7 protein-coding genes and 5 pseudogenes are annotated in these 9,099 nt (G+C 67.0%); 5 read left to right on the forward strand and 7 right to left on the reverse strand.

Annotated features, from left to right (window positions below; translation table 11 throughout):
* Together AC2W7A_RS05650 and AC2W7A_RS05655 are read right to left on the reverse strand one after the other, a co-directional pair.
* Positions 1–313, reverse strand: a pseudogene (locus AC2W7A_RS05650) (hypothetical protein); the annotation flags it as partial.
* Positions 314–479: 166 nt separating this feature from the next.
* Positions 480–734 (reverse strand): IS3 family transposase, encoded by a 255-nt coding sequence (locus AC2W7A_RS05655; protein WP_485990493.1) that lies wholly within the window; start codon positions 732–734, stop codon positions 480–482.
* A gap of 309 nt (positions 735–1,043) precedes the next feature.
* Between AC2W7A_RS05655 and AC2W7A_RS05660 the strand changes: the two genes are divergently transcribed.
* Entirely contained in the window at positions 1,044–1,358 is a 315-nt protein-coding gene (locus AC2W7A_RS05660) for a DUF4357 domain-containing protein (RefSeq protein WP_485990494.1), read from the forward strand.
* Between the two features lie 11 nt (positions 1,359–1,369).
* Here the strand turns inward: AC2W7A_RS05660 and AC2W7A_RS05665 are convergent, their stop codons facing one another.
* The 3 genes and pseudogenes from AC2W7A_RS05665 to AC2W7A_RS05675 all read right to left on the reverse strand — a co-directional run.
* Positions 1,370–2,488 (reverse strand): McrC family protein, encoded by a 1,119-nt coding sequence (locus AC2W7A_RS05665; protein ID WP_485990495.1) that lies wholly within the window; start codon positions 2,486–2,488, stop codon positions 1,370–1,372.
* Between the two features lie 80 nt (positions 2,489–2,568).
* Positions 2,569–4,338 (reverse strand): McrB family protein, encoded by a 1,770-nt coding sequence (locus AC2W7A_RS05670; RefSeq protein ID WP_485990496.1) that lies wholly within the window; start codon positions 4,336–4,338, stop codon positions 2,569–2,571.
* 87 nt (positions 4,339–4,425) lie between these two features.
* Positions 4,426–4,911: pseudogene (locus AC2W7A_RS05675) on the reverse strand (IS3 family transposase); the annotation flags it as partial.
* A gap of 67 nt (positions 4,912–4,978) precedes the next feature.
* On the opposite strand from AC2W7A_RS05675, the pseudogene AC2W7A_RS05680 reads away from it, so the two are divergent.
* A pseudogene (locus tag AC2W7A_RS05680) lies at positions 4,979–6,224 on the forward strand (IS3 family transposase).
* 323 nt (positions 6,225–6,547) lie between these two features.
* Here the strand turns inward: AC2W7A_RS05680 and AC2W7A_RS05685 are convergent.
* Both AC2W7A_RS05685 and AC2W7A_RS05690 read right to left on the reverse strand, forming a co-directional pair.
* Positions 6,548–6,865: pseudogene (locus AC2W7A_RS05685) on the reverse strand (IS3 family transposase); the annotation flags it as partial.
* 233 nt (positions 6,866–7,098) lie between these two features.
* Positions 7,099–7,314, reverse strand: coding sequence for a transposase (locus AC2W7A_RS05690; RefSeq protein ID WP_485990497.1), 216 nt, complete (start codon positions 7,312–7,314; stop codon positions 7,099–7,101).
* A gap of 241 nt (positions 7,315–7,555) precedes the next feature.
* Between AC2W7A_RS05690 and AC2W7A_RS05695 the strand changes: the two genes are divergently transcribed.
* The 3 genes and pseudogenes from AC2W7A_RS05695 to AC2W7A_RS05705 all read left to right on the forward strand — a co-directional run bounded on the left by AC2W7A_RS05695 (position 7,556) and on the right by AC2W7A_RS05705 (position 9,015).
* Positions 7,556–7,876: a hypothetical protein gene (locus AC2W7A_RS05695; protein ID WP_485990498.1), complete on the forward strand. Its 321-nt coding sequence runs from the start codon at positions 7,556–7,558 to the stop codon at positions 7,874–7,876.
* A gap of 79 nt (positions 7,877–7,955) precedes the next feature.
* Positions 7,956–8,348, forward strand: a pseudogene (locus AC2W7A_RS05700) (MGMT family protein); the annotation flags it as partial.
* Positions 8,349–8,805: 457 nt separating this feature from the next.
* Positions 8,806–9,015, forward strand: coding sequence for a hypothetical protein (locus tag AC2W7A_RS05705; protein WP_002857973.1), 210 nt, complete (start codon positions 8,806–8,808; stop codon positions 9,013–9,015).
* Positions 9,016–9,099 lie beyond the last annotated feature (84 nt).

The following is a 9,099-nucleotide window of genomic DNA, read 5'->3' on the forward strand; positions in this document are numbered from 1 at the left end:
TCGGGGCGCCTGGCGAGATCATCGCCGACCGGCCCGTGAGTTCCTTCAGCCATCCAGCTGGTCGTCCCATCAACACCCTCCTCGACCTGAGGTGTTGCGTCCACCAGTTGAATCCACCCTGGCTGCCCCGGTCGGAGTGGTGGACCAAGCCTCCCCGTCCTCGATCGGCGCCGGTGGAGATCAGGGCGTGCTCCAAGGCCAATAGCGGCAACCCCTGCTTGTTCAGGCTCGTCGAGGCGGCCCAGCCCACGATCATGCGGGAGTGCACGTCGGTGATGAACGCGACGTAGCAGAACCCAGTCAGGATCGTCACGTAGGTGGTGTCAGCGACCCGCAGTTGGTTCGGGCGCTCCGCGGCGAAGCGGCGCTCGACAAGGTCAGGACGAGCATCCGGCTCACCTGCCGGCCTCGTGGTGATCGGCTTGCGGCCGCGTCGGACTCCCCGCAAACCAGCGGCGCGCATGAGGCGGGCGACCTGATCACGGCCCACCTGCCAGCCGGCCCGGCATGGCGTGGTGCATCTTGCGCACCCCGTAGACGCTGTAGTTCTCCGCGTGGAGCCGCCGGATTTCCTCGATGAGGATCTCGTCGCGTAGTGCCCGCGCGGAGGTGGGCCGTGTCTTCGCGGCCCGGTAGCCGCGGGAGGTGATGAACCCACACTGCGTCGCGCTGAGTACGCGGCAGATGGCCTCGGCCCCGAAGCGATCACGGTGTTCGTCGATGAACCGGATCATCTCGTCGTGGGGCGGTCGAGTTCCCTGGCGACAAAGCTGAGGCGGTTTTGAGGATCTCGTTCGCTCGCCGGGCTTCGGCGAGCTCGCGCCTCAGGCGCTTGTTCTCCTCCTGCACGCTCTCACCAGCAGACGCGGGGGCTATCTCGTGGCCGTGGCGGTGGCACCACATCCGCAGGGTCTCTTCGCCGACTCCGACCTGCGGGACGACGGCTCGGATGGAATGCGAGCGAGGCCCTCCTTGAGTGGCTTGGCGTTAGAGGACCATCCGCACGGCGCGCTCACGCAGCTGAAGGGGTGTACTTCTTGGGCATGTTCCGATTCTCCTTCAGTTGGATCGGAACGAAACTCAGGGCGCTTCACGTGCTGGCGGGAAGCCAGGTCCGCCTCCACCTCACCGAGTCCTGCCCCAACTCGGTGCGGACTGCCCGGGAACGTCACCCCTCGGTTGTCGGGCCGGACGCCGTGCTCCTCGAGGACGTGTTGTTCCCTAGCCCCTCGGGCGCGGCGGGCTTCGTCACCGGTTCCAGCATCAACGGGATGGAGGCATGGACGACTCACGGTAGCGTCATGCTCAAGGACCTGGAGACCCGCAACGCTGCCGATGCGGAGGGTGGGACTGACTGACGTCTCGACTCTCAGGTGAGCTGACTGGCCGCCAGCACCTGCTGGCGGATCTGTTCCGGGGGCATTGTCAGGTCAATCCCACGGAGGTGCAGGCGAATCGCGGTCTCGCTCTCTGGTCGTGAGCCCTCCAACAGCAAAGTGCGGGGGCGAGTGTGTTCGGCGTACAACAGCACCACGTCCTGAACCCCGAACATTCGTGCGTAGACGTGCATCTGGTACAGGTCCGCCGCGGTGGGGTCAGCGCGTTTGTACTTCGTGTCCATCACGACGGCGGGCTGGCCCTCCCCGTCGAACAACACGAGGTCCGGGCGGACCCGACGGGTGAGCGAGCCCTTCTCATAGGCATAGCCGAGGGTCGCCTGCGTGTTGAGCCGGGCGCCGTGGTGGCCGCGAAGGATCTCCGCCACGCAGCGTTCGAACACCTGCGGTATGGGCAGCAGGAACCCCTCGGCTCGCCGGTCTCCCGCCTTGGAGGCGAGACCCGCCCCGTTGAGGACCAGGTGCGCCAGCATCAGCGGGCCCGTGTAGGACTCGTGCAGCCGACCGCCCTCATCGCGGTGCGGCCGGAGGCCAGGCGTGGTCAGGCTGACGCCGTCGAATCGGTTCAGCAACGTTTGGGCGCGCAGGACGAGAAGGTGTCCCCTGGCCCCGCCGCCTCGCCGGTGGGCCGCTAGGGGTCGCACAGCATCGAGGGCGGCGGCGAGAATCCGGTTGGGTTCGGTGTCCAGGGTGTAGTCGTCGTAGTGCAACTCCAACGGCAGGGGGCGGCCCTGGTGTCGGGTCAACTGATCCGCAGTCCGCACTCGGCCACGCAGGGTCCACGATGAGTCGTCCACGCCGATATAGCTGCGGCGGAGCCCGCTGCGCAGGACCAGCCGCTCCACGGAGCGGAGGTAGAGCTCGAGCACGGCTTCGGTGAGGCTCAGATCCTTGGCCAACGGAGTGTCCGTCGGGCCCCACTTTGGAGCCATACCGGCCTCCTGGACCATCCAGAGCACTTGGGCGACGGTGAGCTTGGGCTCGATCTCCACCACCAGATCCCTCCGCGCGACCACGCCGGCGACATTGCCCACGCGTACTTCCCACTGCTTCCGGGCCCCGGGGACGACCTCCGCGATGCGCTGCTCCATCAGCCAACGGGCCTCGGCGCGGGAGAGATCGTCTGTGCCGATGGTGCGGGCCTCCTGGAGGTGAAGAACAGGTCGGGCAGTCACGTCGTCGTCGCCTGATTGTCCTCTGTCGCTCCAGCGTCAGCGTCCTTGCCGGGTGCCTGAGACGAGCGGACGGCATCCAGCCCGAAACGCTGCGCCACGTCGTCGTCTCCGAGGAAGTTCTCTTCCAGCAAGGGGAGGATCTCGCTCTCCCAGACCCGTTCGAGACCGTCTGCTGTGTGGGCGTCCGGCTGCATGAGGTACGACGGGCCGACCATCCGCTGTGGGTCTCCGATGAGATCATTCAGGGCTTCCAGCAAACGCGCGACCTGCCCGTCCCTTGCGGGGGAGGCCTCAGCCCACCGGGCCAAAACGCCTCTGGCGGGCTCGCGGTCCGGGGCGAGGGTGAAGAACGCGAAACGGCGCCGCATGGCGGAGTCCACCAGGGCGATCGACCGGTCCGCCGTGTTCATGGTGCCGATGATGAAGAGGTTGGACGGTAGGGCGAACCGGTCCTGCGAGTACATGAGCAGCACGCGGTCGTCCCGGTACTCCAGGAGGAAGTACAGCTCGCCGAATATCTTAGCCAGATTGCCCCGGTTGATCTCATCGAGGACCAGGAAGTAGGGCTTGTCCGGGTTGTTCGATGCGCGGTCGGCGAGGACGCGCAGCGGGCCGGGGCGCAGGACGAACTCCACTGATCCGCCTTCCGCCGCCTGCGGACGGAAACCTTCGAAGAAATCCTCGTAGGTGTAGGCGGGGTGGAACTGCACGATCTCCACCTGCTCCTCCGAGGTGGTGGCGTTCTTGGCGAGCCTGCGAGCGAGGTACGTCTTGCCCGTACCAGGAGGACCCTGGAGGATGATCTGCCGCTTGGAGTTCAATGCTGCTCGGACGGTGTCCAGCCAGTCCTGGGGCATGAACAGATTGCTGGCCAGGTCGTCCGTGAAGGCCACGGCCACAGGGGAGTCGCCGGGCTCCTCTGCATGCTCCTCGCCTTCGGTCTGGGGCGGGGACGCAACGGACGTGTCTTCCCGAGCCGTATGGACAGGATGCATCCACTCATCCCGATCGTGGTAGAAGTCCCACTCGGAGTCGCCCCGTTCCAGGGCCACGGCTTTGCGGATGGCCGCAGCCTGCCGCTGCATGCGTGCCTCCGCGAGGCCGGCGGGAATGCGGTCCGCGAAATGCCCCGTGATCTTCTCCAAGTGGCCCTGGGAGATGATCGGAGCGTGTCCCTCCGGATCGAACAGGTAGCAGAGGCTGCGCTGCATGGAGCGGCTCGTCGTCTTGGCTCCCAAGCCATAGACGAGCTGCTCCACCCCTTCGGAGTCTGAGAAGGGCGCTGCCCGTTCCGTCTGAGGAAGCGATTCGACGGCCAGCCCCCACTCCACGAGGAACGCTAAGGCCTGCCAGCGGTACTGGTTCACTCCTTGGCCGCCATGGATGACGCCGCCTTCTTCGAGTACCTCGGCGACGTCAGCGGGGATGGACACGGCATCGCCCTCGATCATCTCCAGAGGCACCTTGATGAGATACATCTTGTGGCGGCCGGTGACGCTGCGCAGAATCATGAGATTGAGTAGGAGCAGTTCGGAGAACAGGACCTTGGCGTCGTCGGTGGCATCGTCCAGCTGGGTGCGGAGTTTGACCTCGAAGGAGGCCGCTGACTCGTCGGGCCGGTCCACGTAGGCCCGCTTGAGCTCCTGAAAGTTCTCGCGGGTCCAGATGGACCGATCGGTGAAGAGCGACCGGCCAGGGATGATGGCCTCGTCCCGCAGGCGGGCGGCGAGGGCGGTGACTTTGTCGCTGTTCGAGTAGCTGGCCATGGGGTGATCCTGCCCCATTCACCGGGCCGCGCCAAGCGTGCGATCAAGCGCAAGGGGGACTGGTGCATGGATAGGTGACAGTTTGTCTTATGCCGCATATGCGGTCGTGGGGTCCATGATCATCTCGTACTCGACCGGGGTCAACCGACCCAGCCGGTCCTGCCGGCGCCGCCGGTGATACGTCTTCTCGATCCACGTCACGATCGCCGTGCGTCACTCCTCTCGTGTGGCCCATTGCCGTCGATCGAGCACGTTCTTCTGCAACAGGGCGAAGAAGGACTCCATGGCCGCATGGTCCCCGGCCGAGCTGACCTGTCCCATCGAACCGAGCAGCCCGTGCCGGGTGAGGGCGTCCACGGCCAACGAGGCCTGCATGCGCCGGGCCATGGAGTACCCCACGATCGGCCCGGCGTAGAGGTCCTTGATGGCGCAGAGGTAGAGCTTGCCCTCGCCCGTGGGGTACGCGGTGATGTCGGTCAGCTAGAGCTGGTTCAGTCCTTGGGCGGTAAACTGGCGCTTGACACGGTCATCGTGCACGGGCGGGCCGGGCCGGCGCCCGTTCTTGCCTGGCTTGGCGCTTGACCCCAGATCTTGGACACGCTGATTCCAGCACGTTGCTGGGGAAGCGAGAATCCAAGGGATGGCTAGGAAGAACTACACGGACGAGTTCCGGCAGCGGGCAGTGGACTTGTACGAGTCCACGCCGGGTGCGACGTTGAAGGGCATTGCGGCTGACCTCGGGATCTCCCGCGGCGCGTTGCGGGAGTGGGTCGAGAAGCACGGCTCGGGGGCCACGACCGCCGGCACGACGTCGATGCCGGCGCCGGGTCGGGCTGAGTCCCAGGCGGCGAAGGTCCTCCGGTTGGAGCCGAGAAAGCGAGGCTGGAAGCGGAAAAGCTGAAGCTCGAGACGGAGCGGGACATCCTTCGTCAGGCGGCGAAGTATTTCGCCGGGGAGACGAACTGGTGAACCGCTTCCAGTTCGTCGAGGACCACAAGGACGCCTACGGCGTGAAGCGGTTGTGTGAGGTCATCGAGATCGCCAGGTCGTCGTTCTACACCTGGTTGGACGCCGCCGGGCGTCGAGCCGCGAAGGCCGCCGAAGATGCCGCTCTCGCTGATCGGATCCGTGTGTTGCAGGACCCCGCCCAGGGCGGTGACCGCGCCTACGGGGCGCCCCGGATCACCGCCGACCTCAACGACGGCGTGACGCCCGCAGCCCGGGTGAATCACAAGCGCGTCGCCCGGGTCATGCGGGAGCACCGGCTCGCGGGGATCCGGCTGCGCCGGCGGGTGAAGACCACGATCCCGGACCAGTCCGGACGCAAGTATCCGGACCTGATCGGGCGAGACTTCTCCATCGGTGAGCCGAACCGCCGGTACGTGGGCGATATCACCTACCTCCCGATCGCGGACGGGTCGAACCTGTATCTCGCGACCTGCATCGACCTCGGCTCCCGCAAGCTCGCGGGTTGGCAGGTCGCCGACCACATGCGCGTAGGACTCGTCGAGGACGCCCTCCGCGCCGCAGCTCGTGACCGCGGCTCGCTGGCCGACGCGATCTTCCACAGCGACCACGGCAGTGTCTACGCCTCGAAGGCCTACGCCGCGCTCTGCGCGCAGCTGGGCGTCCTCCAGTCCATGGGTGCGGTCGGCACGAGCGCCGACAACTCCCTGGCGGAGAGCTTCAACGCCGCGCTCAAACGCGAGCTCCTCCAGGGGCGCCCTGCGTTCCCGGACCAGGCCACCGCCTACCGGGCCGTGTTCTGGTGGGCGAACCGCTACAACACCCGCCGGCGCCACTCCGCGATCGGCCACGTGAGCCCGACCACCTACGAGAACGCCTATGAAGCCGCGAGGTCAGCTACCCTCGCGGAAGCGGCATAACCAAACCGACACCGTGTCCACGATCGAGGGTCAAGGCCCTCGCCTATCCCGAAGTCGTTTGCGTCGAGACTCCCAAGCGAACTGCAAGGCCCAGAGGAGTGCGAGGCCCACCGCCATGAACACGACGGTGAACACTGCACTGGAAGCGTCATTACTAAAGAGCAGATCTCCCAGGCCAAAGAAAAGTGCCGTGGGGATGGCAATTATCAGGCACCCCAAGAAAGCAACAAGGGCTACCAGAAGTTTCTTGCGGGTGGAAGTGGGTTCCTTCATCAGGTCAGATGACCTCCTGGGACTGGTGCATGGGTTGGTGACAGTTTGCCTCACGCCGTGTTTGCGGTCGCGGGGTCCACGATCATCTCGTACTCGACCGGGGGGTCAACCGACCTAGCCGGTCCTGCCGGCGCCGCCGGTGATACGTCTTTTCGATCCACGTCACGATCGCCGTGCGTCACTCCTCCCGTGTGGCCCACTGCCGTCGATCGAGCACGTTCATCTGCACGAGCACGAAGAAGGAGTCCATCACCGCATGGTCCCCGGCCGAGCCGACCTGCCCCATCAAACCGAGCAGCCCGTGGGCGGTGCGGGCATCCTTGGAACAAGGTCGAGCGGAACTGCCAGGCGCGGTCGGAGTGCACCACGCACCCGGCCACCACGCTCGTGCCTCGCTTGGTCCCGAACACTGAAGTGCCACCCGTTGGCCTGGCAGAGCCGCCAGGCGGTCCGGGTGGCCATGGGTTCCCCGGCGTTCTCGGCCTCGTCACGCAGCAGCCGGTACCCGAACTCAAGGCTCGTTCTGGTGAGCGGCGTGCAGGGCGTTGGCCCGGTAGGCCTGGTCGAGATCGGTTCGCGTGAGGGGGTTCTGCAACCATCGTTAGTAAGGCTGGCGGGCGAGCTTGAGCACCCGCAAGGACACCACGACGGGGATCCCGTCAGTGCGGAGTTCTTCAGCTTCGGCCTTCGTGGTCCCGGGCTTGTTCCCGGCCTCGATCTCTGCCTGGCGCATCCAGTTCGTCAAGCAAGACTCGCAGATGCCGACGTCCTGAGCGATCTGGGCCAGCCGAGTACCGGGCGCGCGGTTCTGGGCCACGCGGACGAGGTCATCGCGGAACTCTCAGGGGGTAGGGGGCGGGCATGGTGCACATCCTTCCCCTGTGGTGTGCGAACGCCACAGATCGTATGTCACCTCTTCGCACACCAGCCCCGTCCCGCGCAGTGACGAGCGGCCGTCGTCGGGAAACAAGGAGGGAAGGCCATGGCTGTAGACGACCACCACACCACGGCGGAAGAATGGGAAAAGCTCGAGGCGCAGCAGAAGGGGCACGTGGAGCATGGCTGAGGGACGCAGCCCGTGGAGCCGGGAGGCAAGGCGGGAGGAACGCCGGGCGTACGAGGAACGTCTGAGGCGGAAGCGGGAGGCATCAGGGCGCACCCTCCTTCACGACGTCTGGGACTGGCTCGTCGCCTGGGTCCTGGGAATCCTCGGACTAGTGCTGATCATCTTCGGGGCCGCCTGCGTCTCCAACACGCTCGAGGGCAACGGGCTCGTCGACTCGGACGCCGGCAGCTACGCGATCTGCGCCGCGGTGATCGCGGCCGGCGTGGCGCTGGTGGTCCTGGCCGTCCGCCGCTTGCTCCGCGCCACTGGCTGAGGCGCGGACGGCCGTCGTCGAGAACCTCCCCGAGCGCCGGCGACGGGACTGCCCGTCAGTGCCCGTCCGGCGCGCCGAGATGGCCGTCCACGAGGACCGCCTCGTGGAGCTGGCGGGCACGCTGGAACGGGCTGAGCGGGTATGGGGTCCCGCGCAGATCCGTGCTCGCGCCGAGCGGCTGGCGGACCGGATCGTCGGTATCTGGCCGGGGCCCTCAGCAGAGGCCGCCTCCGGAGTCGCCCACACGGCCTGGCAGACGCTGTCGGATGCCGTCGCGGCCATTCCCGCCGGGTCCTGGACCTCCTACGGCGAACTCGCACGGCTGATCGGAAGCCATCCGGTCCCCGTGGGGACCTACCTCGCACGGACTGCCCTGCCGCACGCTCATCGTGTGCTGCAGGCAGGAGGCACCGTCTCTCCGTCCTTCCGGTGGACCGACGTCCACCGCACGGACGATCCGCACGACGTCCTCGCAGCCGAAGGCGTGCGCTTCTCCGAGGACGGACGTGCCGACGGCGGCCAGCGGCTGCTGGCGGAGCAGCTCGCCGAGCTCATCGACGTCGACGTCGACCTGACCGATCCCCGGTCGCTCGCCGCCCCGGGCAACGACCCTGCGCTGCGGGACCGCTGGGTCGGCAGACTGCACGACCACAACGATCCCGAATCGGCCCGCGCACTGATCGAGATCCAACGAGGATGGGTCGAGCGCGGCGGCCGGGCGGAATTCGCGGACAATGCCGCCGGCGCCCGAGCATCAAGCCGCAGACCCTTCGGCCGGCCGCGGCGCAGGAGGCGTTCCTCGACGCGCTGGAGTGGTTCCTGCACACCGTCCAGGAGGACGACAGAATTGCCTGACTGCCCTGCCAGGGGCAGGTCCTCGCGAGATGCTGACCCCTCACCCCGTCCACCCCACCCAGTACGCTCGACCCATGAAGATCGGTCTCCGCAAGCCCAGCCTGAAGAAGTCCATCAAGGCCCGCACCACGGGCCGCGCCAAGCGTGCGATCAAGCGCAAGGTCATCCCCGGCTATGGCCGCAAGGGGATGGGATGGCTGCGCGATCCGAAGCGCGCCGCCTACAACGCCGTCTACCGGCGCACCACGGTCGGCCTGGGCGACGTCCTGAAGATGTTCAAGTGACCTCCGCGCCCTCGCGCACCTGACCGGGGTCGGGCCGGTGGAAGCGCGCCGGCCGGCCTGGCCGCTGACGGCCTGGGCCGCGCC

The organism is Micrococcus sp. LASM2_SD2, from assembly GCF_057364565.1.

Excerpts from the sequence above, each read along its gene's own strand:
- AC2W7A_RS05695 (WP_485990498.1), top strand. The coding sequence starts at position 7,556 with ATGGCTGAGGGACGCAGCCCGTGGAGCCGGGAGGCAAGGCGGGAGGAA.
- AC2W7A_RS05705 (WP_002857973.1), top strand. The coding sequence starts at position 8,806 with ATGAAGATCGGTCTCCGCAAGCCCAGCCTGAAGAAGTCCATCAAGGCC.
- AC2W7A_RS05655 (WP_485990493.1), bottom strand. The coding sequence starts at position 734 with ATGATCCGGTTCATCGACGAACACCGTGATCGCTTCGGGGCCGAGGCC.
- AC2W7A_RS05665 (WP_485990495.1), bottom strand. The coding sequence starts at position 2,488 with ATGGAGCAGCGCATCGCGGAGGTCGTCCCCGGGGCCCGGAAGCAGTGG.
- AC2W7A_RS05670 (WP_485990496.1), bottom strand. The coding sequence starts at position 4,338 with ATGGCCAGCTACTCGAACAGCGACAAAGTCACCGCCCTCGCCGCCCGC.
- AC2W7A_RS05660 (WP_485990494.1), top strand. The coding sequence starts at position 1,044 with ATGTTCCGATTCTCCTTCAGTTGGATCGGAACGAAACTCAGGGCGCTT.